The 25,468-nt window shown below is 72.0% G+C and carries 18 protein-coding genes; 8 read left to right on the forward strand and 10 right to left on the reverse strand.

Features of this window, described 5'->3' with window-relative positions:
* Window positions 1-34 precede the first annotated feature (34 nt).
* The 3 genes from ACTMTJ_RS39725 to ACTMTJ_RS39735 are packed head-to-tail and all read left to right on the forward strand — an operon-like array spanning window position 35 to window position 2,284.
* The gene (locus ACTMTJ_RS39725; protein WP_441223910.1) at window positions 35-823 is read left to right on the forward strand and encodes a methyltransferase domain-containing protein; all 789 of its coding nucleotides are present in this window, start codon (window positions 35-37) and stop codon (window positions 821-823) included.
* The gene (locus ACTMTJ_RS39730; protein WP_441223911.1) at window positions 820-1,290 is read left to right on the forward strand and encodes an anthrone oxygenase family protein; all 471 of its coding nucleotides are present in this window, start codon (window positions 820-822) and stop codon (window positions 1,288-1,290) included. Before ACTMTJ_RS39725 ends, ACTMTJ_RS39730 begins: the two co-directional genes overlap by 4 nt.
* A gap of 34 nt (window positions 1,291-1,324) precedes the next feature.
* The gene (locus ACTMTJ_RS39735; protein WP_441223912.1) at window positions 1,325-2,284 is read left to right on the forward strand and encodes a zinc-binding dehydrogenase; all 960 of its coding nucleotides are present in this window, start codon (window positions 1,325-1,327) and stop codon (window positions 2,282-2,284) included.
* Window positions 2,285-3,016: 732 nt separating this feature from the next.
* Here ACTMTJ_RS39735 and dinB (ACTMTJ_RS39740) read toward each other — a convergent pair.
* From dinB (ACTMTJ_RS39740) to leuS, 3 genes are read right to left on the reverse strand one after another with little or no spacing between them, the layout of a single operon-like run.
* Window positions 3,017-4,201 (reverse strand): DNA polymerase IV, encoded by a 1,185-nt coding sequence (dinB, locus tag ACTMTJ_RS39740; RefSeq protein WP_441223913.1) that lies wholly within the window; start codon window positions 4,199-4,201, stop codon window positions 3,017-3,019.
* A gap of 44 nt (window positions 4,202-4,245) precedes the next feature.
* A complete protein-coding gene (locus ACTMTJ_RS39745) occupies window positions 4,246-4,452 on the reverse strand; it encodes a heavy-metal-associated domain-containing protein (RefSeq protein ID WP_441223914.1) in 207 nt (68 codons plus the stop codon).
* A 38-nt stretch (window positions 4,453-4,490) separates the two neighbouring features.
* A complete protein-coding gene (leuS, locus tag ACTMTJ_RS39750; protein WP_441223915.1) occupies window positions 4,491-7,304 on the reverse strand; it encodes a leucine--tRNA ligase in 2,814 nt (937 codons plus the stop codon).
* Between the two features lie 293 nt (window positions 7,305-7,597).
* Between leuS and ACTMTJ_RS39755 the strand changes: the two genes are divergently transcribed.
* From ACTMTJ_RS39755 to ACTMTJ_RS39765, 3 genes are read left to right on the forward strand one after another with little or no spacing between them, the layout of a single operon-like run.
* A complete protein-coding gene (locus ACTMTJ_RS39755; protein WP_441223916.1) occupies window positions 7,598-8,653 on the forward strand; it encodes an AAA family ATPase in 1,056 nt (351 codons plus the stop codon).
* Window positions 8,654-8,701: 48 nt separating this feature from the next.
* Entirely contained in the window at window positions 8,702-10,012 is a 1,311-nt protein-coding gene (locus ACTMTJ_RS39760) for a DUF58 domain-containing protein (RefSeq protein WP_441223917.1), read from the forward strand.
* 43 nt (window positions 10,013-10,055) lie between these two features.
* The gene (locus ACTMTJ_RS39765; protein ID WP_441223918.1) at window positions 10,056-12,515 is read left to right on the forward strand and encodes a transglutaminase TgpA family protein; all 2,460 of its coding nucleotides are present in this window, start codon (window positions 10,056-10,058) and stop codon (window positions 12,513-12,515) included.
* 982 nt (window positions 12,516-13,497) lie between these two features.
* On the opposite strand, the gene ACTMTJ_RS39770 is transcribed toward ACTMTJ_RS39765, so the two are convergent.
* The 5 genes from ACTMTJ_RS39770 to ACTMTJ_RS39790 form a co-directional block, all read right to left on the reverse strand.
* Entirely contained in the window at window positions 13,498-13,881 is a 384-nt protein-coding gene (locus tag ACTMTJ_RS39770) for a DUF3040 domain-containing protein (protein WP_441223919.1), read from the reverse strand.
* A gap of 208 nt (window positions 13,882-14,089) precedes the next feature.
* Window positions 14,090-15,376, reverse strand: a complete 1,287-nt coding sequence (gene dinB, locus ACTMTJ_RS39775) for a DNA polymerase IV (RefSeq protein WP_441223920.1) — start codon at window positions 15,374-15,376, stop codon at window positions 14,090-14,092.
* Window positions 15,377-15,385: 9 nt separating this feature from the next.
* Entirely contained in the window at window positions 15,386-16,534 is a 1,149-nt protein-coding gene (locus ACTMTJ_RS39780; RefSeq protein ID WP_441223921.1) for an alkaline phosphatase family protein, read from the reverse strand.
* Window positions 16,531-17,271, reverse strand: a complete 741-nt coding sequence (locus tag ACTMTJ_RS39785; protein ID WP_441223922.1) for a methyltransferase domain-containing protein — start codon at window positions 17,269-17,271, stop codon at window positions 16,531-16,533. The genes ACTMTJ_RS39780 and ACTMTJ_RS39785 overlap by 4 nt, the downstream gene beginning before the upstream one ends.
* 209 nt (window positions 17,272-17,480) lie before the next feature.
* On the reverse strand, window positions 17,481-18,662 hold the full coding sequence (locus tag ACTMTJ_RS39790; protein ID WP_441223923.1) for a hypothetical protein: 1,182 nt from the start codon (window positions 18,660-18,662) through the stop codon (window positions 17,481-17,483).
* A gap of 41 nt (window positions 18,663-18,703) precedes the next feature.
* On the opposite strand from ACTMTJ_RS39790, the gene ACTMTJ_RS39795 reads away from it, so the two are divergent.
* Together ACTMTJ_RS39795 and ACTMTJ_RS39800 are read left to right on the forward strand one after the other, a co-directional pair.
* A complete protein-coding gene (locus ACTMTJ_RS39795) occupies window positions 18,704-19,126 on the forward strand; it encodes a hypothetical protein (RefSeq protein WP_441223924.1) in 423 nt (140 codons plus the stop codon).
* A 142-nt stretch (window positions 19,127-19,268) separates the two neighbouring features.
* Window positions 19,269-21,380 (forward strand): MMPL family transporter, encoded by a 2,112-nt coding sequence (locus ACTMTJ_RS39800; RefSeq protein WP_441223925.1) that lies wholly within the window; start codon window positions 19,269-19,271, stop codon window positions 21,378-21,380.
* Window positions 21,381-21,454: 74 nt separating this feature from the next.
* Here ACTMTJ_RS39800 and ACTMTJ_RS39805 read toward each other — a convergent pair whose 3' ends face one another.
* Together ACTMTJ_RS39805 and ACTMTJ_RS39810 are read right to left on the reverse strand one after the other, a co-directional pair.
* Window positions 21,455-22,021 carry a hypothetical protein gene (locus ACTMTJ_RS39805; protein ID WP_441223926.1) on the reverse strand — a complete coding sequence of 189 codons (567 nt, stop codon included), beginning with the start codon at window positions 22,019-22,021 and terminating at the stop codon, window positions 21,455-21,457.
* 111 nt (window positions 22,022-22,132) lie between these two features.
* A complete protein-coding gene (locus tag ACTMTJ_RS39810) occupies window positions 22,133-25,462 on the reverse strand; it encodes an error-prone DNA polymerase (RefSeq protein ID WP_441223927.1) in 3,330 nt (1,109 codons plus the stop codon).
* Between the last annotated feature and the right edge of the window lie 6 nt (window positions 25,463-25,468).

Below are 25,468 nucleotides of genomic sequence, written 5' to 3' on the forward strand. Positions count from 1 at the left end.
TAACCGAGCAGTTCACGCTCCTACCTTGCGGGACATGCGCTCGTACCCGGAAATGGAGCTGGACCGGCTGTTGAGCCGGGGTCGCTTCGTGGGCGATCTGACCGAGCAGGTGCTGGGTCTCGCCGGGCTCCAGCCCGGCATGCGGGTGCTCGACGTGGGGTGCGGCAGCGGCGACGTCGCGTTCGTCGCGGCGCGGCTCGTCGGCCCGGACGGCACGGTGATCGGCGTCGACCGCGACCCGGCGGCGATCGCCCGCGCGCGGCAGCGTGCGTCGCTCGACAACGTGCGCTTCCTGGCCGCCGACGCCGCCGGCCTCGACCTGGACGTGCCGATCGACGCGGTGGTCGGCCGCCAGTTCCTCATGCACCTGGCGGATCCGGAGGCCGTGCTGCGCCACCTGCGCGGGCTGCTCGCGCCGGGCGGGCTGATGGCCTTCCACGAGCCCGACTGGACCGGCGCCGGCGCCCACCCGCAATGCCCGCTCGTGGAGCTGACGCTCGACCGGATCCGCGAGACCCTGCGCCGCACCGGCGCCGACCCGCGGGCCGGGCTGCGGCTGCGCCGCACGCTCGGCGACGCCGGGCTCGCGCACCCACGGGCGATCCTCGGCGCGCGGGTCGAGGGCGGGCCGGACTCGCTCGTCTACGCGGAGCTCGTCGCTACCACCCGCGACCTGCTCGGCGACATGGAACGCACCGGCGTGGCGGCACCCGGCGAGGTCGCCGTCGAAACTCTCGCGGCCCGGCTGCGTGCGGAAGTCGTATCCACCGGGGCGACGGTGACGTCGGCCCATTTCATCGGCGCTTGGGGTAACTCGACATGAGAACCGTCTCGCTCGTCCTCAGCCTCCTGACCACCGGCCTCGCGGCAGGCCTGTTCTTCGCGTTCTCGATGTCGGTGATGCCGGGCCTCGCGCAGGTCGGCGACCGCACCTTCGTCGAGGCGATGAGCGGCATCAACAAGGCGATCCTCAACGGCTGGTTCGCGATCGCCTTCGGCGGCGCGCTCGTCTTCACGGCCGCTGCCGCGCTCCTGCACCTGGGCGGCTCGCACCGCGCGGCGCTGGCGTGGATCGTCGCGGCGCTCGTGCTGTACGTGGCCCAGCTCGCCGTCACGTTCACCGTCAACGTGCCGCTCAACAACGAGCTGGTGGCGGTCAACCTGGACACCGACGACCTGGCCGCCGCCCGCGAACGCTTCGAGGCCACGTGGGTGCGCTGGAACGTGGTGCGCACGCTGCTCGTGACCGGCGCGTTCGGCAGCCTGATCGGCGCACTGGTCAAGTCTTGACCTCAGGCCCACTCGAGGTTGCAGACTTGCCGGCATGCGAGCGGTGTGGCTGACAGGTTTTGGTGACCCTTCGGTGCTGGTGGCGGGCGACGCCCCCGACCCGGTGCCCGGCGCCGGGCAGGTGCTGATCGACGTGGCGTACGCGAACATCACGTTCGTCGAGACCCAGTTCCGCGCCACCGGCGCCGGCCCGATAAAGGCCCGTCCCCCGCTCATCCCCGGCAACGGCGTCGGCGGCGTGATCGCGGCGGTCGGCCCCGGCACCGGCGCCGACCTGTCGGGCCTGGTGGGTCGCCGGGTGGTCACGAGCCTCAACGGCACGGGTGGGTACGCCTCCCGCGTGGTGGTCGACGCGGCGGCCCCGTTCGAGGTGCCACCGGAGCTGCCGCTCGACGAGGCGGTCGCACTCCTCGCCGACGGCCGCACCGCCACGATGCTCATCGGTGCCGCCGCCCCGAAACCCGGCGAGCGCGTGCTCGTCGAGGCCGCCGCGGGCGGCGTGGGCAGCCTGGCGATCCAGCTGGCGAAGACGGCCGGCGCCGTCGTCGTCGCCGCGGCGGGCGGCGAACACAAACTGGCCGTGGCCCGCAAGCTCGGCGCGGACACCACTGTGGACTATCGCCAACCGGACTGGGCCGACCGCGCCGGCCCGCTCGACGTGGTGCTCGACGGCGTGGGCGGTGCGGTCGCGAGAGCGGCGTTCGAGCGGCTGGTGCCGGGTGGCCGCATGCTGAGCTACGGCCTGGCCAGCGGCGAATGGGCCGCGATCCCGCCCGAGGACGCGGCCGCGCGCGGCGTCACCCTGATCCGCCCGACCCCGACCCCGGCCGAGCTGCGCTCCTATGTGGAGAGTGCGCTCGCGGAGGCCGCCGCCGGCCGCCTGCGCCCGCTGATCGGGCAGCGCTTTCCCTTGGACCGCGCGTCAGAAGCCCACGCCGCGATCGAATCCCGCGCCACGGTCGGCAAAACCCTCCTGGAAGTCACCCTCCTCTAAGGACCTTGCGGAGTCGTGGGGGGCACCGCGGCCGCAAAACCTCGATTCCAACGGAGATTTGAGCTACCGCGACGCCCGTCGTGGTCCAAGCCGTTGCTCCCGCGGCCTCACCCATCCGCCGCTGGTCCCACTCACCCCGCCGCCCCCTGCCCTCAAGACGGCAGCCCTGTCACTGTCTGGGCGGGTATACGGGACCCCTGCTGGGAATTCACGCACAAGAGGGCTGCCCTTTTGGGGCCAGGGTGGGGCTGGGGGCGCGGACCTGGCAGCGGGGGTCGGGGGTTTCGGCGAGCGCTGCGAGCCGCCGACCGCCGCGGTCCCCGCAGGAGCATACGGCCCGCCGCTGACGCGGACCCGGGCAAAATCCGAAGCCGGAGGTTCTAGAGAGCTTTCGGAGTTGGGGTTACGCGCGTGGCGGCGCTCCGGCAGATTTCCCCCGTCCGCGTCAGCTGGAGACCGTATGCTCCCGCGGGCACCGCTCCCGGCCGGCGGCTCGCGGGGCGAGCCGAAATCCCCAGCCGTCACCCCTGTCGCTTTCCCAGAGCGCCGATCCGGGAGCAGACATTGTGGACAAACAGCGACCGTCGCGGCGGCCCGACGGGGTGAGCACGACCAGCGGCGGACGGGTGAGGCCGCGGGAGCAGCGGTCTGGACCACGACGGACATCGCGGTAGCTCAAATCTTTGTCCTAAAAGGAACTTAGCGCCCGGCCACCGCGACTCCGAAAAGGCTCTAGTCGGGGAGCATGGGCATCGCGAGGCCGGGGTCGCGGCCGAGCAGCACCGCGCGGGTGACCGCCGACGAGCCGAACCTGTCGCGCACCGCGTCGAGGGCGCCATCCAGCTCGACGCCGCTGTCTCGCTCGAAGGGGAGCATCAGCTGGACGGCCTTGCCGTCGTCGAGGTTGCCCACCGCGACGCCGACCAGGGTCACGCCGCGTTCGTCGATCATCGGCATGGCGGCGGCGAGCAGGCCGCGCAGGGCTTCGAGGATCGTGCGGGTGTTGGACGTCGCGCGCGGGAGGGTGTGTGAGCGGGCGGCGCGGGAGAAGTCGTCGAAGCGGAGCCGCAGCATCACCGTGCGGCCCACGCGGTCGGCGGCGCGCATCCGCCGGGAGACCCGGTCGACCAGGCCGCACAGCACCGCGTCGAGGTCGCGCGGTGTGCGTGGCCGGCGGCCCAGCGCGCGTTGGGCGCCGATCGACCCCCTGCGCCGGCCGGTCTGGATGGTGCGGGGGTCGTGGTTGTGCGCGAGGGCGTGCAGGTGGCGGCCGGCCGCGACGCCGAGCATCGAGACGAGGGCGGCCTCGCCGATCCTGGCGACCGCGCCGACCGTACGCAGGCCGCGCTCGCGCAGCTTGCCGGCGGTCACCGGGCCGACGCCCCACAGGCGCTCGACCGGCAGCGGGTGGAGGAAGGCGAGCTCGCCGCCGATCGGCACGACCTTGAGGCCGTCGGGCTTACCCACACCACTGGCCACCTTGGCCAGAAACTTGGTCTTCGCCACGCCCACGGTGATCGGCAGGCCGACCTGGCGGCGCACCTCGGCCCGGAGCCGGACGGCGATGTCGGTGGGTGTGCCCGAAATCTTGCGGAGGCCGCCCACGTCGAGGAACGCCTCGTCGATGGAGATGCCCTCGACGAGTGGGGTCGTGTCACGGAAGATCCGGAAGACGGCCTTGCTCGCCGCGCTGTAGGCGGCCATCCGGGGCTGGACCACGATGGCGTCCGGGCACAGCCGGCGGGCCTGCTGGCCACCCATGGCCGTGCGCACACCGCGGGCCTTCGCCTCGTAGCTGCAAGCCAGCACCACGCCGCCGCCCACGAGCACCGGGCGGCCGCGAAGGCGCGGATCGTCCCGCTGCTCGACGGACGCGTAGAAGGCGTCGAGGTCGGCGTGCAGGATGCTGGCACCCACGCGGGTTATGTTCGCACATATGTACGAGAAGAGGAACCCGCGTGTCAGCTGACCAGCTCGTAGCCCGCCTCGTCGACGGCGGCGCGCACCGCGTCCTCGTCGAGCGACCGCTCGCTGGTCACGGTCACCGCGCCGCCGGCGAGGTCGACCGACACGGCGGTGACGCCGGGGATCTGGCCGACCTCGCTGCTTACCGAGCTGACGCAGTGGGCACAGGTCATTCCGCTGACGGAGTAGGTCTTGGTCTCCATGCCCAAGACCATACCCCTTACCCCCAGGGGGTATCAAGCTAGACGACGATACTCACCATCCGGCCCGGCACGACGATCACCTTCCGCGGGTCGCGCCCCGCCAGGTGGTCGCCGACCGCGGCCAGTGCCGCCTCGCGTACCGACGCCTCCTCCGCGGTCGCGGCCACCTCGACCCGGCCGCGGACCTTGCCGTTGACCTGCACCGGGTACGTGACCGACTCGGCCACCAGCAGCGCCGGGTCGGCGACCGGGAAGTCTACGTACGCCAGCGAGCCCGAGTGGCCCAGCTTCTGCCACAGCTCTTCGGCGATGTGCGGGGCGAACGGCGACAGCATCAGCACCAGCGGCTCGACCACCTCGCGGGGCGCCGACGGCAGCGGCGTGACCGCGTTGGTCAGCTCGATCAGCTTGGCGATCGCGGTGTTGAAGCGCAGGTCGTCCATGTCGCCGCGCACGCCGTCGATCACCTTGTGCAGCACCCTGCGGGTCTCCGGAGTGGCCGGCTCGTCGACCACCCGCGTCGCGCCGGTCTCCTCGTCGACCACCAGCCGCCACACGCGTTGCAGGAAGCGCTGCGAGCCGATCACCGCCCGGGTCTCCCACGGCCGGGACACGTCCAGCGGGCCCATCGCCATCTCGTACACCCGGAACGTGTCGGCTCCGTACGCCTCGCACATCTCGTCCGGAGTCACCACGTTCTTCAGCGACTTGCCCATCTTGCCGTACTCGCGGACGACCTCTACGCCCTCGTAGAAGTACTTGCCGTCGCGCTCCTCGACCTCCTCGGCCGGCACCACGACACCGCGCGCGTCGCGGTACGCGTACGCCTGGATGTAGCCCTGGTTGAACAGCCGCCGGAACGGCTCGAACGACGAGATGTGGCCCAGGTCGAACAGCACCTTGTGCCAGAAGCGGGCGTACAGCAGGTGCAGCACCGCGTGCTCCATCCCGCCGATGTACAGGTCGACGCCGCCGCAGTCGCCGGGGAACTGCGGGCCCAGCCAGTACCGCTCGATCTCCGGGTCGACCAGCGCCTTGTCGTTGCGCGGGTCCAGGTAGCGCAGCTCGTACCAGCAGGAGCCGGCCCACTGCGGCATCGTGTTGGTCTCGCGCGTGTAGCGGCGCGGGCCGTCGCCCAGGTCCAGCTCGACCTCGACCCACTCCTTGGCCCGGGACAGCGGGGTCTCGGGGTTGGAGGCGGCGTCGTCCGGGTCGAAGGTGCGCGGCGAGAAGTTGTCCACCTCGGGCAGCTCGACCGGCAGCATCTCGTCGGGCAGGGCGATGGGCAGGCCGGTCTCGTCGTACACGATCGGGAACGGCTCGCCCCAGTAACGCTGGCGGCTGAACAGCCAGTCGCGCAGCCGGTAGGTCACCGCGCCGGAACCGACCTCGTGCGTCTCCAGCCACTCGATGATGCGGGCCTTGGCGTCCGCGATGCCCAGCCCGTCCAGGAAGGCACTGTTGATCGCCGGGCCTTCCCCGGTGTACGCCTTGCCCTCGAAGTCGGCCGGCGGCCGCACCGTGCGGATGATCGGCAGCTCGAAGACCTCGGCGAACTCCCAGTCGCGCTCGTCCTGCCCGGGCACCGCCATGATGGCGCCGGTGCCGTAGCCGGCCAGCACGTAGTCGGCGATGAAGACCGGGATGGGCTCCTCGTTGACCGGGTTTGTCGCGTACGCCCCGATGAAGACACCTGTCTTCTTGCGGCTCTCCGCGGTGCGCTCCGCTTCGGTCTCCCCCGCGATGGAGGCCCGGTAGGCCGCCACGGCCTCGGCCGGCGTCGCGTGCCCGCCGGTCCATGCCTCCCGCGTGCCGGCGGGCCACTCGCCGGGCACCAGCTGGTCGACCAGCTCGTGCTCGGGGGCCAGCACCATATAGGTCGCGCCGAACACGGTGTCCGGACGCGTCGTGAAGACCCGGATGGGCGCCGAGGAGGTGGGGAACTCGATGTGCGCGCCCGTCGAACGGCCGATCCAGTTGCGCTGCATCAGCTTGACCGGCTCCGGCCAGTCCAGTGTGTCCAGGTCGTCGACCAGGCGATCACCGTACGCGGTGATCCGCATCATCCACTGCTTCAGGCTGCGCTGGAAAACCGGGTAGTTGCCGCGCTCGCTGCGCCCGTCTGGCGTGACCTCCTCGTTGGCCAGCACCGTGCCCAGGCCGGGACACCAGTTGACCGGCGCCTCCGAGACATACGCCAGGCGGTGGTCGTCTACCACGCGGCGCCGCTCGACCGGCGACAGCTCGCTCCACGGCCGGCCGTCCGGGGTGGCCCGCTCGCCGGCCTCGAACGCGGCGACCAGCTCGGCGATCGGGCGCGCCTTTCGCTGCGCGGTGTCGTACCAGGAGTTGAAGATTTGCAGGAAGATCCACTGGGTCCACCGGTAGTACTCGGTGTCGGTCGTCGCCACCCACCGCCGGCTGTCGTAGCCCAGCCCCAGCCGGCGCAGCTGCGCGCGGTAGCGCTCGACGTTGGCCTCGGTGGTGATCCGCGGGTGGGTGCCGGTCTGCACCGCGTACTGCTCGGCGGGCAGGCCGAACGCGTCGAAACCCATCGGGTGCAGCACGTTGTAGCCGGCCATCCGCTTGTACCGCGTGTAGGAGTCGGTGCCGATGTAGCCCAGCGGGTGGCCGACGTGCAGGCCGGCGCCGGACGGATAGGGGAACATGTCCTGCACGTGCAGCTTGGGAGCGCCGGCCCGGGGGTGGCCGGGGTCGGCCAGGTCGCCGGTCGGGTTGGGCGCGTCGAAGGTGCCGTGCGCCGCCCAGAAGTCCTGCCAGCGGACCTCGATCTCGCCTGCCAGCGCGGCGGTGTATCGGAAGGGCGGAATGTCCGCGACCTCTTCGCTCATTTTTCTACCTCCAGGGCCATTCTCGTGTGGGCATGAAAAAGCCCCTCACGCAGGAGGGGCTGCCGCGCTGTCGACGGGGGCGTCGATGGCGCGGCTACGTAAGGAGCAGGAAGGCCCTGGCCATGACGGCAGTGTACTACGCGGCGGTCATGACCGACTCGGCGAATTTCACCGACGGGGCTAGCCTGTGCACATGCGGGTGGTCCGTCACATCCCGGCCTGCACTCCCGCGAACCATCCGGCCACCCTTGCGTATCTATACAGGGAAGCCGTGGTAAACGAGGAGGAGGCCCGTGACACAACCATCCTGGGACCAGGTTGGCAGCCCTCTGTCCGGCGCGGAGTTCCGCGCGGCCAGCGACGCCATCGTGGCCAATATCGAGCAGGTCATCGAGGGCAAGACCGCCACGGTGCGGCTCGCGCTGGCCGTCCTGCTGGCCGAGGGTCACCTCCTGATCGAGGATGTCCCTGGTGTAGGTAAGACGAAACTCGCCAAGGCCCTCGCCCGGTCCATCGACTGCTCGGTGCGGCGGATCCAGTTCACCCCCGACCTGCTGCCCAGCGACGTGACCGGCGTGAGCGTCTACAACCAGGAAACCCACGACTTCGAGTTCAAGCCGGGCGCCGTGTTCGCCAACCTCGTGGTCGGCGACGAGATCAACAGGGCCTCGCCGAAGACGCAGTCCGCCCTCCTGGAGAGCATGGAGGAGCGGCAGGTCACCGTCGACGGCACCACCTACGAGCTTCAGACGCCGTTCATGGTGATCGCGACGCAAAACCCGATCGAGATGGAGGGCACCTACCCCCTCCCGGAGGCGCAGCGCGACCGGTTCACCGCCCGGATCGCGATGGGCTACCCGGACCCGGGCGCCGAGCTCGCGATGCTCGACGTGCACGGCACCCGCGACCCGATCGTGGCGCTCAAGCCGGTCTCGGACGCGGCCACCGTCCGTCGCCTGATCGCGACGGTGCGCGAGGTACATGTCGCCGACGCGGTCAAGCAGTACGCGGTCAACCTGGTCACCGCCACCCGTGAGGCGCCCGACCTCCGGCTCGGCGCGTCTCCCCGGTCGACCCTCCAGCTGCTGCGCACCGCCCGCGCGGTCGCCGCGCTCGAAGGGCGCGACTACGTGCTGCCGGACGACCTCCAGACGCTCGCCGTGCCGGTGATGGCGCACCGCATCATCCCCACCGCGGACGCCCAGCTGGCCCGGCGCACCACCGACGCGATCATCGCGGACATCGTGCACCGGCTCCCGCTCCCTCACGAGCGGCAGCGGTCGCCGTACGACACGCGGCCGGGGGCCACCGGCGACGGGCGCGCCCAGTACGACCCGCGGAGGGGCTGATGGCTCGGTTCGGCTTCGCCGGGCGGCGGTTCCGCGGAGGCGGCTCCCGTGCGTGAGGCGCTGCGCGGGCTGACGACGCGTGGCCGGTCGTTCCTGGCCGCGGCCGCGGCCGCCGCCGTGTCCGCGGTCATCCTCGGCGAAAAGGACCTGCTGCGGGTGGCGATCCTGCTCGCGATCCTGCCGCTGCTGGCCGCCGCATACGTGGGGCGCAGCCGCTACCGGCTCGCGTGCAGCCGCTCGCTCGAGCCGCACCGCGCGCCGGTCGGTGCCAGCGCCCGCGTGGTGCTGCGCCTGCAAAACATGTCCCGGCTGCCCACCGGCACCCTGCTGCTGGAAGACCGGCTGCCGTACGCGCTGGGCAGCCGCCCGCGGGTCGTCCTCGAACGGCTCGGCGCCCGCCAGGCCAGCTCCGTGGCGTACACGGTGCGGGCCGACGTGCGCGGCAAGTACGAGGTCGGCCCCCTGGTGGTGCGCCTGACCGACCCGTTCGGGCTGTGCGAGCTGACCCGCTCGTTCCCGAGCGTCGACCGCCTCACCGTTATCCCCCAGGTACACCCGCTGCCCACCGTCCGCCTCGCCGGCGAGTACGCGGGCGCGGGCGACAGCCGGGCCCGCTCGGTGGCCGTGCACGGCGAGGACGACGCGGCGACCCGGGAGTACCGGCGCGGCGACGACCTGCGGCGCGTGCACTGGAAGTCGACCGCGCGCACCGGCGAGCTGATGGTGCGGCGCGAGGAGCAGCCGTGGGAGAGCCGGGCCACGGTCGTGCTCGACACCCGGCAGTACGCCCACCGCGGCGAGGGCCCGACGGCCAGCTTCGAGTGGGCGGTCTCGGCGGCGGCCAGCGTCGCGGTGCACCTGCGCCAGGCCGGATACAAGCTGCGGCTGGTCAGCGACACCGGCATCGACACCGAGGCGGCCGAGGGCGGCGAGGGCCTCCTGCTCGACCACCTGGCCGACGTGCGGCTGGACAAGCGCGGCGATGTGGCCCAGCTCGTCGAGGCGGTGCGCAGGCGCAACGACGGCGGCCTGGTGATCGCGCTGCTCGGCACGCTGACCACCGCCGAGGCCGAGCTGCTGTCCGGCCTGCGGAGCAACAACGCGACCTGCGTCGGATTCCTGATCGACTCGTCGACGTGGCTCAACCTCCCGCCGGAGAGCCGGGCCGAGGCGGGCCGGGCGCACGGCGCGGCGGCGTTGAGCCTGATGCGCAGCGGCTGGCGGGTTGTGGGCGTGTCCCACGGCGCGAAGCTGCCCGCGCTCTGGCCGCAGGCCGCGCGGGGTTCGCAGGGCTTCGCGTGGCGAGCGGCGATGGCCGAGACGGTAGGCACCGGCTTCGGCTCGGGCAGGGCTAGGTAGCTAGGCGATATCGGGCCTTCGTGCCCGGGAGGGTTGGGTAGCTGTGCGAGATCGGCACCTGGGTTTCGTCGCCGCGGCGGCGACACTGCTCGCGGCGGCTCCACTGTCGACGATCTTCGAGCGGTGGACCTGGCTGATCCAGAGCGCGGTGGCGGTGGCACTCGTCGCCGGCGCGGCCACGCTTGCCCGCTCGCTGCGCGCGCCGGTGTGGGCCCAGCTGCTGGGCATGATGGTCACGCTGACCATGGTGCTGACGCTGATGTTCTCCAGCGGCGAGGAGCTGCTGGCGATCATCCCCACGCCCGGCACGTTCGCCCACTTCGGACAGTTGACGAACTTCGCCGTCGACGACATGCGCTCGTACGGCGTGCCCGTGCCCGACCGGGTCGGCCTTCAGTTCCTCACCGTGCTCGGGATCGGCTCGGTGGCCATCCTCGTCGACCTGCTCACCGTCGGCATGCGCCGGCCCGCGCTGGCCGGCCTGCCGATGCTGGCGATCTACTCGGTACCGGTGGCCGTGTACACCGACAGCGTCCACCCGCTGCCGTTCGTCATCGGCGCGGTCGGCTTCCTGTGGCTGCTGGTCGCCGACAACGTCGACCGGGTGCGGCGCTTCGGCCGCCGCTTCACCGGCGACGGCCGCGACGTCGACGTCTGGGAGCCCTCACCGCTGGCCGCCGCCGGGCGCCGGCTCGCCGTCGTGGGCGTCGCCCTCGCCGTGCTGCTGCCCCTCGCCGTGCCCGGCATGACCACCGGCCTGCTGGCCAACTTCGGCGCGGGCGGCTCCGGCCCGGGCGGCAACGGTCGGGGCAACGGCGGGCGCGTCGACCTCTTCGCCAACCTGAGCGGCGAGCTCCAGCAGGGCAAGGACCGCGAGATGGTCAAGGTGACGACCAACGACCCCACGCCGCAGTACATCCGGTTCGGCGTCGCCGACGAGCTCAACGAGCAGGGCTTCCGCAACGGCCGGCGCATCTCCAACACCGCCCTCGACAAGGGGTTGCCGGCTCCCCAGAACCCGGGCGCGGGCGTGCGCACCGACAGGTACCGCGCCACCGTCGAGGTCACGCAGGAGTTCGACATGGGCCTGCTGCCCATCTACGCCACGCCGGTGGCCATCGACGACCTCAAGGGCCGCTGGTCTTACGACGCCAACCAGCAGGTCGTTTACTCGAACGGGTCCTCGGCCCGAAAGCAGAAGTTCGAACTGGAGTACATCCGCGCGTCGTTCAGTGCGGCCGCGCTGCGGCAGGCGAGCACGCTGCCGGAGGCCGACCCGCTGGTCAAGCAGTTCACGCTCATGCCGGACAACAAGGCCGTACAGGAGCGGGTCGACGAGCTGGTCAAGGGCAAGACCTCCCCGTACGAGAAGGTGCGGGCGATCTACGACTTCTTCTCGGAGGCGAACGGCTTCTCGTACAGCCTCCAGACCCAGAGCGGCACCGGCGGCACCGCGATAGTCGACTTCCTCACCAACAAGCAGGGCTTCTGCCAGCAGTACGCGGCGGCGATGGCCTGGATGGTGCGGGCGGCCGGCATCCCGGCGCGGGTGGCGTTCGGCTTCAGCAGCGGCAACAACAAGCGCGACGGCAACTCGTTCACGCTGACGAACAAGAACCTCCACGCGTGGACCGAGGTGTACTTCGGCCCGGGGTACGGCTGGGTGCCCTTCGACGCCACCCCCGCGGCGGCCGTGGCCGGCTCGATCCGCACCGACTACGCCCCGGACGTCGACGCCACCGAGGAGGCCACGCCGAGCGCCCCGGTCACCGGCGGCGCGGTGCCGGAGGCCAGCGGAGGCACCGCCGGCCCGGTCGACGACGGCAACGACGAAGCCGACCTCGGCGCCGGTCCGGGCGAGACCACGCCGACCGCGCCCCGGTGGCCGTGGTTCACGATCAGCACGGTGATCCTGCTGCTTGCCCTGCTGTCCGTACCGGCCGTGCGGCGCGGGCTGCTCCGCCGCCAGCGGCAGGCCGCCGGTGGCAGCGGCTCCCCGGCGGTGGCCACGGCCGGCGCGGACGGCGGCGACGGCCTCCGCATCGTGGTCACCGACGTGGCGGCGGCCGGCCGCGCCCGCGAAGACGCGCACGCCGCCTGGGCCGAGCTGCTCGACACGATGATCGACTACCGCGTCCCGATCGACCAGACCGAGACGCCGCGCTCGACCGCCGACCGCCTGGTCCGGGAGGGCCTTGTCGACGGCCCGTCCGCCGAGGCCGCGCGGGTACTCGGCCGGGCCGAGGAACGCGCCCGCTACGCCCGCGACCCGCTCCAGCCCGGCCGGCTCGGCGACGGCCTGCGCGCGGTGCGCAAGGCCCTGGCCGGCCGCGCCAACCGCCGCACCCGCCTGGCCGCGCGGCTGCTGCCGCCGTCGGTACTGCTGCGGTGGCGGCAGGCGATCGTGGAGAGCTCGATCCGCACGGTGCTGACGTCCGGCCGCATGCGCGACGGCCTGATGCGCTGGAGCCCCCGCCGCCTCCTGAGCCGCCCGTCACGCTGAGCGCGCCGCTACTCGCCGGTCACTTCCGAGACAGAAGTTTTCCCACGTCCGTGTCAGCGGCAGACCGTATGCTCCCGCGGGCACCGCTCCCGGCCGGCGGCTCGCGGGCGAGCCGAAATCCCCGGCCGTCCGCTGCCGGGTCCGCGGGACAAGCCCCCGGGCCCGTTCGCGGACGACCACAGGCCCCTACCCCGCGACATTCTGACGCAGCGTTACCAGCGTCGGGGCCGGGCTTTCAGATCTAGGAGACTTAGGGTTGATATGGCGCCCTAACTCTCCAAGATCTGGCATCGGAACCTGTTCACGCCGTCGCGGCGGTTACTCGTGGTGACAGCGCGTCTGGCCGGTCTGGTGCCCGTCGCCTCGGCAATGGGCATTGTGGACAAACGACCCGTGCGCGGCACGTCCCGGGGCGGGCGTGACCAGCGGCGGACGGGGAGGCCGCGGGAGCGGCGGCGAGGACCGCGACGGAAATCGAGCTTCCGAGACCGCAGTGACCAGGCGCCGTTCCCGCGGTGGTCGCGTTACTCGCGACGGCGACACCCCGGATGCGGAGGCGGTGACCCTGACTCAGAAGGGTCTCCAGTGCGGGGCCACCAACGTTGGCCGGCTTCGCCGGCCCGGGTGAAGGTTTGTGGTCACCGCACTGATCTCGAAGCCCTCACCCGAGCTTGTAACGCGGGGTCGCGCTGGTCGATGCGGGTCTCCCAGCAGGGGCTTGCCGCGCGGACCGGGCAGCGGAGGTCGGGGATCTCGGCTCGCTCTGCGAGCCGCCGACCTGCGCGGTCTCCGGCGGGAGCGGCGGTCCGCGACTGACGCGGACCCGGGAAACCTGTCTTGGCGGACGACCGCCGCCGCCGGGCCCATAGGGCAACCCCGCCGGACAAAATGGCGCCCCGCCAGCCCGGAGGCGTGGCGGGGTGATGGTGTAGATCGGCTGCGCGGGGCAGCATCCAGCGGCGGACCGCCGAGGGGGGTCGGGTCAGCGGTGGCCTTCTGGCCGCTGACGCCACCTCTCCTCGAGTCGGTCGATGAAGGACATCCGGCGGCCGCGGGTGCGGCGGGAGGTGGTGCCTCCCACGACGCGCAGGTCGGGTGACTGTCCCTTGCGGTGCGAACGCATCGCGAACGCCGCGGCGCTGAGCATGACCACGAACCCCGCTACGCCGAGCAGGGTCAGCTCTGTAACCGTGCCGTAGACAACCAACGCGAGACCGACCGCGATAACGCCGACAGCGAGCAGCAGACGACGACGCGCATGGAAGCGCGGGTCACTGGCGCGCACGGCCGAGGCGAACTTCGGGTCCTCGGCCAGCGACTGCTCGATCTGCTCGAACAGCCGCTGCTCATGCTCAGAGAGCGGCACGGCACTCCTCCCCGGTCACGTAGGCCGGCCCGGGCGGACCGACAGACCGTGGCAGCCAAACCGACTGCTTACCCGCCAGTCTACGAGGGGGTTCGCGGCTCGGAAAGCGGGACGACCCACGGCCTGAGTGATTTTCGGTCCGTCGCAGGTCACCGCGCCTCAGAAAGCACTTCGGAAGCGTGCCAGAAAGCGGACACATCCGCCCGCTTCAGTCTTCGCCGGCCTTGCGGAGCAGGCTTGCCGGGCGGATCACCGCTCGGCCGAACTTTGCCGCCGCCGCGTCGGCCGCCGCCTCGGCCTCGCGCCAGCCGTGCTCGGGCTCGCCCAGTGTGGGCTGCCGCGGGGTGGCGCCGGCCTGGGTCAGGCCCTCGACCCGCACCCCGACCAAGCGGATCGGTGCACCCGGGCTGGGCTGGCCACCGGTGGCGCCGCGAGCCGGCCGCCGGTCGCCGCCGGCGGACCACAGCCCCTCCCACAGTGCCCACGCGATGTCGAACACCTCGCGCGCCACGTCGGTCGGGCCGGGCAGCGTGCGGGAACGGCTGAGGGTGCGGAAGTCGGCCAGCCGCACCTTGATGGAGACCGTGCGACCCACCTGGCCGGAACGGCGCAGCCGGGCGCCGGTCTTTTCGGAGAGGGAGAGCAGCGCGCGGCGGATCACCGCTGGGTCGGCCACGTCTGTGTCGAACGTCACCTCCGCGCCGATCGACTTGTCCACCTGCTCCGGCGTCACGTGGCGCGGGTCGCGCCCCCACGACAGCTCGTGCAGGTGGGCCGAGGCCGCCTCGCCGAGCGCGCCGCGCAGCATGCCGACCGGCGCCTGGGCCACGTCGCCGACCGTGCGCAGGCCGAGGCGGGCCAGCGTCTCGGCGGCCCGCTCGCCCACGCCCCACAGCGCGGCCACCGGCAGCGGGTGGAGAAACTCCAGCACCTGGTCGACGGGGACCACGATGAGCCCGTCGGGCTTGGCCCGGGTCGAGCCGAGCTTGGCCACGAACTTGGTCGGCGCCACCCCGACCGAGCAGGTCAGCCCCAGCTCGCCGCGCACCCGCGAGCGGATCAGACGGGCGATGCCGGCGGGCGGGCCGAGCAGCCGCCGCGCGCCGCCCACGTCGAGGAACGCCTCGTCGAGCGACAGCGGCTCGACCAGCGGCGTGACGTCGCGGAAGATGCCCATCACCGCGCGCGAGGCGGCCGTGTAGGCGGTGAAGTCGGGCGGGATGAACACCGCACGGGGGCACAGGGCCCGCGCGCGGGCGGTGGGCATCGCGCTGCGCACCCCGAACTCCCGGGCCTCGTAGCTGGCCGAGCTGACTACGCCACGCGGGCCGACCCCGCCGACCACGACGGGCCGGCCCTTCAGCGAGGGGTCGCGGTGCACCTCGACCGACGCGTAGAACGCGTCCATGTCGACGTGGAGGATGTGGCTGCCGCTGTCGTCGCCCTCCGGCCCGAAGCGCGACTGCCCGCGCGGTATCGCCTGGCTACGACCCATGTCCGCAGGCTAGACGCCCCGTACGACAATCAGCGGCACCATCATCTCCGCCGCCGTGTACGAGCCGTGGTAGGCGACCAGCTTGGCCACCGTCTCCGGCTCGCGGGCGGTGGCGAGCACCGCGGTGAGGCCGTGGCTGACCACCACCACGTCACCGATGCGGTCGAGGTGGGCCGCGGGCACCGGCCCGAACCAACCGGCCTCGACCACCTCCTCGCGCGGCGCCACCCAGGCGTCCTCGCCGAGCACCTCGCGCCACGCGGCCACCACGTCGTCGCGGGCGCCGGGGAGCGTGTGGAGGTAGCGCACCCGCGGCTCGCCGGCGACCAGGCGGAGGCCGGTGCCGAGGCGAGGGTCGGCGTCGAGGTCGTACCGCCCCTCGTCGGGCACGTCGAGCTGCCCGTGGTCGGCCGTGACGAGCAGCGCCGCGTCGGCGGGCAGGCCCTCGACCAGGCGCGCGAGCAGGACGTCGAGCTCGGAAACCGCCGCCCGCCACTCCGGCGAGTCGAGGCCGAAGCGGTGTCCGGACGTGTCGACCGACGGGTGGTAGCCCACCACCAGCGCCCGCCCGTCGGCCGCGAGCCCGTCGAGCATGCCGGTGACCAGCGCCTCGACGTCGGGCGCCGCGCGATAGTCGGCCCCGCGCCAGGCCGCCACGGTGAGGCCGCTGCCGGCGTACTCGGGGCGGCTCACCATGCTCACCGCCACGCCGGCCGCCCGCGCCACCGCCAGCCGGCTCGGCACCGGCTGCCAGGCCACCGGGTCCGGGTCGTCCCACCACTGGGTGTGGTTGAGCACGCGGTCGGTGCCCGGGACGTTGACCGTGAAGGCCAGCAGACCATGGGCGCCGGGCACGGCTCCCGTGCCGATCGACGCGAGACCCGCCGGCGTCGTGGACGGGAAGACAGAGGTCAGGCTCGTGGCGGCGCGCGCCACGTCGGCCAGCGTCGGCGCGTGGGGGGTCGCCAGCGGGATCTGGTACGAGCCGAGCCCGTCCACCACGAGCACCGCGATCCGCCGCACGCCGTCGAGCCGGGCGGTGAGGCCGAGCGGATCGGGCGCCTCCGGGACACCGAGCACGGCGAGCACGCTGGGCAGCAGCTCAGCCAGGCTGGCCCGCCCGTAGGCCGGCCGCACCACGTCGAGCGCACCGCTCATGACGACGGGCGGCGGGCGAAGAGGTGCAGCTGGGCGGCGATGTCCCGGTAGGGCGGGTGGGCGGCCGCCGCCATCTCCAGGTCGACCACCGCCTGCGGGTCGCCGTCGGCGACGGCCGCCGGCAGCAGGTCGGCGAGTACCCGTACCCCATGGATCTCGGCGACCTCGAGGCCGGCGGCGCGCAGCAGCGCGGCGGCGGTCTCCGCGTCGTAGCGCCGCCGCAACGTGTCCTTGGGCCCGGTGCGACCGTGCGGGTCGGCGAGGAGCGCGGCCGCGTCGGCGAGGTGGCCGTTGACCGCGCGGCTGAGCACGGCGGCGGCCCTGCCGGCCACGAGCACGCTGGCCGCCCCGCCCGGCCGCAGCGCCGCGGTCACCGCGCCCACCACACCGGCCGGGTCGTCGACGACCTCGAGCACGGCGTGGCACAGCACCAGGTCGGCGGCGCCCGGCTCGACGAGGCCGGCGAGCGCGTCACCGTCGCCCTGCACGGCGCGCACCCGGTCGGCGACCCCGGCTTCCGCGGCCCGCCGGGTCAGCGCGGCGAGCGCGTCGGGGCTGGCGTCGACCACCGTCACGCGGTGGCCGTCTTCGGCGAGGGGGACGGCGAAGCCACCGGTGCCGCCGCCGACGTCGAGCACGGTGAGCGGGCGGCCACCCTGGCGCTCGATCTCGCGACGCAGGGCGGCCCAGACGACTGCGGTGCGCGGCCCGCTGCGCTGTGCGCGAGTTAGCTCCACTGCCGCAGCCTATGCCAGGGTCTCGGCGCACCGCATCACAGGTGGCGGAGCCCCACGGCCTCCGCCACCAGGCTGTCCACTGTAACCGCGGCGCGAAGTTTTACGGCACGGTGAAACGGCCGCACGACGGAGCGCGGGCAGGCGCTCGGTGTCGAGAAGCGGGTCTGGCGCCGTCGGTCCTCCGCCGCCGGCGGCGTCGCGGGTGCCGGTCAGCCGCGGGCGAGGATCTGGCCGACCGCGGTGGCCTTGTCGCCGAGCATCGCGCGCAGGCGCAGCGCGATGTCTTCGGGCTCGTCGGCCGGCCCGAACGCCTGCACGACCTCCTCTGGCACCGCGTCGATCCCGGCCTGAAGGCTGGTCAGATCCTGCTGGAGCTGCGCCTTGGTGGCCTCGTCGACATTGCCGACCGCGGATGCGAGCGCCTTGACCGCGCCGGTCATCCAGCCGGCCCACACGTGGAGCGGCACACGCCCCTCACCCGTCGGGTTGGGGATCGCGACCGAGGTGGTGTAATGCGCGTCGCGAAGCTGCTGTGCCTGCTGGGGGGTCATCTCGTTGTACTCCGATCTGCCCTGCCAGGCCGCGAGGGACTCCCCACGCAGCACGGACAGGACACCGTCGAGTGCGGACCAGTCTTCACAGAACTGCCTGATGATCGACAGGTGGATGTGCCACAGGTGGGTGGTATCGCGACCCGGGTCGGGCCCCGCGTCGGCGCCCACGCCGAGTGGCCGGCCGCCGACCAGCACGTAGCAGTAGACCGTGCGGTTGTCCTTCGTGCCGATGAACTCCCGCAGCACCGGGCCGCGCGGGCTGTACAGCCGCGGGTCGCGGGACCGGGCGGCGGCGTCCAGCCGCGCCGTGTACTTGCGCATCGCCGCGTCGGACAGGCTCAGGTCGATCGCCGACGCCTTGATGCCGGAGCCGCGGCGGTCGGCTACGACGTCGCGGACCGAGTAGTCGGACGACGGCAGCGCGCCGCGGTAGTTGTGGTAGCCGGGCTTGGCGGCGTAGACGCCGCCGAGCAGCGCGCTCGCCTCGAAGCGGTCGAAGTCGCTCCACAGTCGCCAGATGGCGGTCGAGATGCGGGTCGGGTTCGGATTGCTGGCCAGGGTCTCGACGCCTTCATCGTCCACATCGGGCGGGGACTCCGCGCCCTCGACCGTCTCGGGCAGAGCGAGCACGTCGTACTCCTCGCCCTCGGCGATGCTCACCATCAGGTCGTCGGTGAGCGGCAGGGGCTCCGGGTCGCGGACGTAGAAGGCGTCGTCGCGCCAGTCGTAGAACCACGCCCGCCCGGTGGGCTTGTCACCCAGAAGGAACCCGCTCGGATAGCGACTGATCCGCACCTGACCGTCCAGTGGGCCGCCGTGGCAGCGTCCCTCTCGCACGGTGCTGCTCCCTTCCTAACGGGGGGACGTAGGGTCGGGCCATGCGCACCGACGACGAGGCAGAGTGGCACAGGCGTCGGCGCCACGCGGTCACCGTACACGCCGAAGCTCAAGAACGCCGCAAAGCGGTAGAGAACTCACAGGCACGCGCGCTGGTGGCCGACTTCGTCCGTCAGGCCCGGGAGCGAGCCCTGCCGACGGAGCCGCTGGTGGCGCGCTCGTACACGGGCCGCGGGCGCTACCGGACGGGTCTGCGGGGCTGGTATCTGAAAGCCGACCGATCGATGGCCGTCGGTGAAGACGGCGCCTTCTACCTGCTCGCGGTGCCGGCGAGCCTGCGGGCCCGGTTTACCGGCGTCACCCTGCGGGCGGACGACCCGCCGCTCGTGGTGGGCCGCGGCGGGCGGGACGGCGAGTCGATTTCCCTCGCCACGCTCCTCGAACGGGTGCTGAACAAGATTTAGGGCGTTGGTAAAACCGGACAGGTGCGTCCGGCGTCCCCTAGGGGTATCAGGCCGGCAAGCCGGTGCGTACCGACGATGTGCGGCCGGCACATATCAGCGCAACATGTAGCCGAATCGTATTCGTGTGTCCACGGGGGGATTCATGACCAGAAACGTGGCTGGGCTGCTCACCGGTCGCCGGACAAAGTACCTGATCATCGTGTTCTGGCTGATCGTGGTCGCGATCGCCGCTCCGCTGGCGGGCAAGCTCACCAGCGTCGAGGACAACGAGGCCAAGTCGTGGCTGCCGGGCAGCGCCGAGTCGACGCAGGTGCTCGACAAGCAGACCGCCTTCTCCTCGCCCGACGCGCTCCCGGCCGTCGTCGTCTACGAGCGCCCGTCCGGGCTGACCGACGCCGACAAGGCGAAGGTGGCCGCCGACGTGCAGAAGTTCGGGCAGCTCGGCGACCTCGACGGCCAGGTGCAGGGTCCGGCGTTCTCCACCGACGGGCAGGCGGCCCAGATCTACGTGCCGCTCAACCTCGGCCCCGAGGGCTGGGATCGCGCCGGCGACATCGTCGACTCGATGCTGGCGACCGGGGAGGCCGGCGCCAACGGGCTCAGCGTGCACATCACCGGGCCCGCCGGCAGCGCCGCCGACTCCGCCGCCGCGTTCGAGGGGATCGACAGCACACTGCTGTTCGCCACGATCGGCGTGGTCGTGGTGATCCTGCTGTTCACCTACCGCAGCCCGGTGCTCTGGCTGCTCCCGGTCATCTCGGCCGGTGTCGCGCTGACCTGCGCGCAGGCCGTGATCTACCTGCTGGCCAAGCACGCCGACCTCACCGTCAACGCGCAGAGTTCGGGCATCTTGACGGTACTCGTGTTCGGCGCCGGCACCGACTACGCGCTGCTGCTCGTCGCCCGATATAGGGAAGAGCTGCGCCGCCATCACGACCGGCACGAGGCGATGGCGGTCGCCCTGCACCGCGCCGGCCCGGCGATCATCGCGAGCGCGGCCACCGTGGCGGTCGGCATGATCTGCCTGCTCTTCGCCGAGACCAACTCCACCCGCGGCCTCGGCCCGGTCGCCGCGATCGGCATCGTGGTCGGCCTCGCGGTCATGTTGACGCTGCTCCCGGCGATGCTGGTGACCGTGGGCCGGTGGATCTTCTGGCCGGTGCGCCCGAAGGAGGGCACCGCCGAGCCCACCACGACCGGCCTCTGGGCCAAGGTCGGTGGCCGCATCGCCCGCCGCCCCCGCACCACCTGGATCACCACCAGCGTGGTGCTCGCGCTCCTGGCCATCGGCATCGTGCAGCTCGACGCCACCGGTCTGACCAACAAGGAGTCGTTCCGCGGCAACCCGGACTCGATTGTGGGCGAGGAGGTGCTCGCCCGGCACTTCGCGGCCGGTGTCGGCACTCCGGTCGCCGTGGTCAGCAACGCCGGCCAGGCCGCCGACGTGCGCACCGCGTTCGCCGGCACGCCCGGCATCGAGCCCTCGTCGGTCACCGAGCCGAGGGTCAGCAACGGCGTGGCGTACATGGAGGGCACGCTCACCGCGCCGCCGGACAGCGACGCGGCGTACGACACGATCGACAGTGCCCGCGACCGCGTGCACGCGGTGCCCGGGGCGGACGCCCAGGTCGGTGGCCAGACGGCGATCAACCTGGACCTCCAGCGAGCGGCCCGCCACGACCGCAACCTGATCATCCCGATCGTGCTGCTCGTCGTGCTGCTGATCCTCGGCGTGCTGCTGCGGGCGATCGTCGCGCCGCTGGTGCTGGTGGCGACCGTCGTGCTCTCCTTCGCCGCGGCGCTGGGCGTGAGCGCGCTGGTCTTCCGGCATATCTTCGGCTTCGGCGGTGCCGACAGCTCGCTGCCGCTGTTCGTCTTCGTGTTCCTCGTCGCGCTCGGCATCGACTACAACATCTTCCTGATGACCCGGGTACGCGAGGAGGCCGCACGCCACGGCACCAAGCGGGCGGCCCTCGTCGGCCTGGCCGCGACCGGCGGCGTGATCACGTCGGCGGGCGTGGTGCTCGCCGGCACGTTCGCGGTGCTGGCCACGCTGCCGCTGACCGCGTTCGCGGAGATCGGCTTCGCGGTGGCGTTCGGCGTCCTGCTCGACACGATCGTCGTGCGGGCGGTGCTGGTCACCGCCCTCAACCTCGACATCGGTCGCCACATGTGGCACCCCAGCAAGCTGGCGAAGGTGCCTGACGAGCAGCCCACGGCGGCGGCACCCGAGCCGGCGCAGGCGGTGCGCTAGCCGCGGCGACCACGACGCTTCCGGTCCGCCCGCTTCCTCGGCGGACCGGAAGGAGGCCAACCCGCAACCAAAAGCTAGGTGGAGGGGAGCAGGCCGGCCATCGCGCGGTTGTGCACGAGTGCGATCGCGCTGACCACCACGAATACCACGATGTAGGAGATCATCGCCTGGTCGGCGAACGGTGCGGAGAACGTGTCCGCGAACGGCAGGAGTCGCGCGTTTTCCGGAATGCGTCGCAGGCCTCGGGCGCCGATCAGGAGCAGTGCGAGGTAAATGGCGAGCGACGCCACGACGACCACGAGTTGCACCTTCCACCACCGGATGGCGGTGCGCGCCGATACGCGGCGCCGTGTGGCGATCACGAGAAATGTCGTTTCGAGTGCCAGCAATATGATGCCGGTCACCCATATCTCGCCGGCCATCACCCGCATCAACGTCATCTGGGCGAGCTCGAACGCGTCGTGGTTGTCCCCGCAGGTGCGGGTGGCCTCGCACTGTGCGCGGACGAACTCGGCGTCCGCGGAGCCCACGCCGAACGTCTCGTGTGCGTAACCGGCGACGAAGACTGCCAGATAGGCGACAAGAAAAAACACCCAGAAGATGTACTTTCCGCCGACGAGGAAGATGGTCCTGCTGCGCATTGACTACCCGGATTTCTGTGATCTCTTATCCGCCTCGCCACAGGCCCGGCGACAGATTGACACAGCGGAGTAGCGGCGCGGTTACCACTGTCGGGATAGCGTCGCCGGCAATCACCGGAAATCGCGCGAGGCCGGACTTACCGGCGGCGTGATCGGATCGAGGCGGTCGGCGGTCAAATTGATCACCCCGTCGTGCTTTTCCAGCCGCCCTCGCACGATCAGCGCGGCGCTCGTGCGGGCCACCTTCCGGTAGCGCTGCCACAGCCCCGGCGAGCAGGTCACGTTGAGCATGCCGGTCTCGTCCTCGAGGTTCATGAACGTGATCCCGCCCGCGGTCGCCGGCCGCTGGCGGTGGGTGACGAGGCCGCCGACGCGTACCCGGGTGCCGCCGTCGATCAGGCCCAGCCGCGCGATCGGCACCGCGCCGGCCTCCTCCAGCTGGGGCCGGATGAAGCGGGCCGGGTGGCTCTCCGGCGACAGCCCGGTGGCCCACACGTCGGCGACGAGGCGGTCGACCGCGTCCATGCCGGGCAGCGTGGGCGGCGGGTTGGGGCTGCTGCCGGTACCCGGGAGGCGGTCGGGCCGCTCCTGGGCGGCGGCGCCGGCGGCCCACAGCGCCTCGCGGCGGGAGAGTCCGAAGCCGGCGAACGCGTCCGCGGTGGCCAGCGCCTCCATGTGCGCGGCGGTCAGGCCCACCCGGCGGGCCAGGTCGGCCATGTCGCGGTACGGGCCGGCGCCCTCCCGCTCCTCCTCGATCCGCCCGGCCAGGTCGTCGCCGATCGTGCGCACATAGGACAGTCCTAATCGGACGGCCGGGCCGCCCATCCCCCACTGGTGCGGCGGCTCACCCTTCTCGCTCCCCCACCGGGTGTCCGATGTGTACTCCAGCTTTGCCTTGGCGCCGCTGAGGTTGATGTCCGGCCGCCGCACCTCGACGCCGTGCCGCCGCGCGTCGTCGACCAGAGTCTGCGGCGAGTAGAAGCCCATCGGCTGGGCGTTGAGCAAGGCGGCGAGGAACGGTCCGGGGTGGTAGCGCTTGAGCCACGAGCTGGCGTACACGAGGTAGGCGAAGCTGATCGCGTGGCTCTCCGGGAAGCCGAAGCTGGCGAACGAGGAGAGCTTGAGGTACACGTCGTCGGCGATCTCGCCGGTGATGCCGCGCTCGGCCATGCCGGCGTAGAGCCGGTCCTTGAGCTCGGCCATCCGTTCGTCCGAGCGCTTCGAGCCCATCGCGCGGCGCAGCTTGTCGGCCTCGGCGCCGTCGAAGCCGGCCACGTCGATGGCGAGCTGCATGAGCTGCTCCTGGAAGAGCGGCACGCCCAGCGTCTTGGCGAGCGCGTTCTTCATCGCGGGATGCGGTGGGTCGGGGGGTTCGAGCTTCTTCTTGCGCCGGATGTACGGATGCACCGAGCCGCCCTGGATCGGGCCGGGCCGGATGAGCGCCACCTCCACGACGAGGTCGTAGAACTCGCGTGGCTCCAGCCGCGGCAGGGTGGCCATCTGCGCGCGGGACTCGACCTGGAAGACGCCGACCGAGTCGGCCCGGCACAGCATGGCGTAGATTTCCGGGTCGTCGAGTGTCATGTCGCTCAGGTCGATTTCCCGGCCGATCATGTCGCACGCGTAGCGCAGCGCGGAGAGCATCCCGAGCCCCAGCAGGTCGAACTTGACCAGGCCGGCGATCGCGCAGTCGTCCTTGTCCCATTGCAGGACCGTGCGGTTTTCCATCCGCGCCCACTCGACCGGGCACACGTCCACCACCGGCCGGTCGCAGATCACCATGCCGCCGGAGTGGATACCCAGGTGCCGCGGAAACGTCTGTAGCTCGTTGGCGAAGTCGATGACGTGCTTCGGGATGTCGTCGACGTCGACCGCCGCGATGCTCCCCCACCGGTCGATCTGCTTGCTCCACGCGTCCTGCTGCCCGGGTGAGAAGCCGAACGCCTTGGCGATGTCACGCACCGCCGACCGCGGCCGGTACGAGATCACGTTGGCGACCTGGGCGGTGTGCTCCCGGTCGTACTTCCGGTAGACGTACTGGATGACCTCCTCCCGCCGGTCGGACTCGATGTCCACGTCGATGTCGGGCGGGCCGTCTCGCTCGGGGGCGAGGAAGCGCTCGAAGAGTAGCCCGTGCTGCACCGCGTCGACGTTGGTGATGCGGAGCGCGTAGCAGACCGCCGAGTTGGCCGCCGAGCCCCGCCCCTGGCAGAAGATCCGCTTTCGATGACAGAAGTTCACTATGTCGTGAACTATCAGGAAGTAACCGGGGAAGCCCAGCTCGTCGATCATCTTCAGCTCGCGGTCCAGCTGGGCGTACTCCTTGGGAGCCGCCTCCCGCGGCCCGTACCGCTCCAGCGCGCCCCGCATCGTCAGCTCGCGCAGCCAGCTCATCTCGGTGTAGCCGGGCGGCACGTTCCAGTCCGGCAGGTGGGGTGCGACCAGCTTGAGGTCGAAAGCGAGCTCGCGGCCCAGCTCTGCGGCCCGGGCCACCGCACCCGGATACGCCGCGAACCGGGCCGCCATCTCCTCGCCGCCGCGTAGGTGCGCGGTCGCCGCGGCGGGCAGCCAGCCGTCGATCTCGTCGAGGCTGCGCCGGGCGCGCACCGCGGCAAGGGCGGTGGCCAGCCGCCGCCGCTTGGGGGTGGCGTAGTGCACGTTGTTGGTGGCCACAGTGGACAGTCCCGCGACGGCGGCCAGCTCGGCGAGCGCGTCGTTGCGGTCACCGTCGGCCGGGTCACCGTGGTCGGTCAGCTCCACCAGCACGCGCTCGGTGTCGAACGCGGCCACGAGCCGGTCCAGCTCCGCGGCCGCCGCGGCCATCCCGCCGATCCGCAGTGCCGCCGGTACGGTGCCCTTGCGGCACCCGGTCAGCACGACGACGTCCTTCAGGTCTTTTCCCAGCTCGTCGATCGGCGGGTAAACCGGCCGGCCCTTCTCCTTGCCCGCCAGCTGCGCCTTGCTGACGGTGCGGGCGATCTGGGCGTACCCCTCGGGGCCGCGCGCCAGCACCAGCAGGTGCCGGCCGACCGGGTCGGGCTCGCCGTTTTGCGGGCCGGGCAGGCCGAGCGAAAGCTCCGCGCCGAAGATCGTGGGCAGCTGGTGGGCGCGGGCCGCCTCGGCGAAGCGCACCACGCCGTAGAAGCCGTCGTGGTCGGTTACCGCGAGCGCGGTCAACCCGAGCCGGGCCGCCTCCCGGGCCAGCTCCTCGGGGTGGCTCGCCCCGTCGAGAAAGCTGAAGTTGGTGTGGCAGTGCAGCTCCGCGTACGGGACGGGACCTTCGGTGCGGATGAGCGCGGGCCCCTCGTACGGCGGTCGCTTACGGCTCCACGCCGGCGAGTCGCCGCCGTCGGCGTCCACGGCCAGCGGGTCCACCACGTGCCGGCCGGAGAGCACCCGCTCCATCTCCGCCCAGCTCCGCTGCGGGTTATGCCACCCCATGGATGC

It is taken from the genome of Phytohabitans sp. LJ34 (assembly GCF_052068095.1).
Taxonomy (GTDB): domain Bacteria; phylum Actinomycetota; class Actinomycetes; order Mycobacteriales; family Micromonosporaceae; genus Phytohabitans.

Bases quoted from the DNA above. Each gene is read 5' to 3' on its own strand.
- ACTMTJ_RS39725 (WP_441223910.1), top strand. From the start codon at position 35: ATGCGCTCGTACCCGGAAATGGAGCTGGACCGGCTGTTGAGCCGGGGT.
- ACTMTJ_RS39730 (WP_441223911.1), top strand. From the start codon at position 820: ATGAGAACCGTCTCGCTCGTCCTCAGCCTCCTGACCACCGGCCTCGCG.
- ACTMTJ_RS39735 (WP_441223912.1), top strand. From the start codon at position 1,325: ATGCGAGCGGTGTGGCTGACAGGTTTTGGTGACCCTTCGGTGCTGGTG.
- ACTMTJ_RS39745 (WP_441223914.1), bottom strand. From the start codon at position 4,452: ATGGAGACCAAGACCTACTCCGTCAGCGGAATGACCTGTGCCCACTGC.
- leuS (WP_441223915.1), bottom strand. From the start codon at position 7,304: ATGAGCGAAGAGGTCGCGGACATTCCGCCCTTCCGATACACCGCCGCG.
- dinB (WP_441223920.1), bottom strand. From the start codon at position 15,376: ATGGGTCGTAGCCAGGCGATACCGCGCGGGCAGTCGCGCTTCGGGCCG.
- ACTMTJ_RS39780 (WP_441223921.1), bottom strand. From the start codon at position 16,534: ATGAGCGGTGCGCTCGACGTGGTGCGGCCGGCCTACGGGCGGGCCAGC.
- ACTMTJ_RS39795 (WP_441223924.1), top strand. From the start codon at position 18,704: ATGCGCACCGACGACGAGGCAGAGTGGCACAGGCGTCGGCGCCACGCG.
- ACTMTJ_RS39800 (WP_441223925.1), top strand. From the start codon at position 19,269: ATGACCAGAAACGTGGCTGGGCTGCTCACCGGTCGCCGGACAAAGTAC.
- ACTMTJ_RS39805 (WP_441223926.1), bottom strand. From the start codon at position 22,021: ATGCGCAGCAGGACCATCTTCCTCGTCGGCGGAAAGTACATCTTCTGG.
- ACTMTJ_RS39810 (WP_441223927.1), bottom strand. From the start codon at position 25,462: ATGGGGTGGCATAACCCGCAGCGGAGCTGGGCGGAGATGGAGCGGGTG.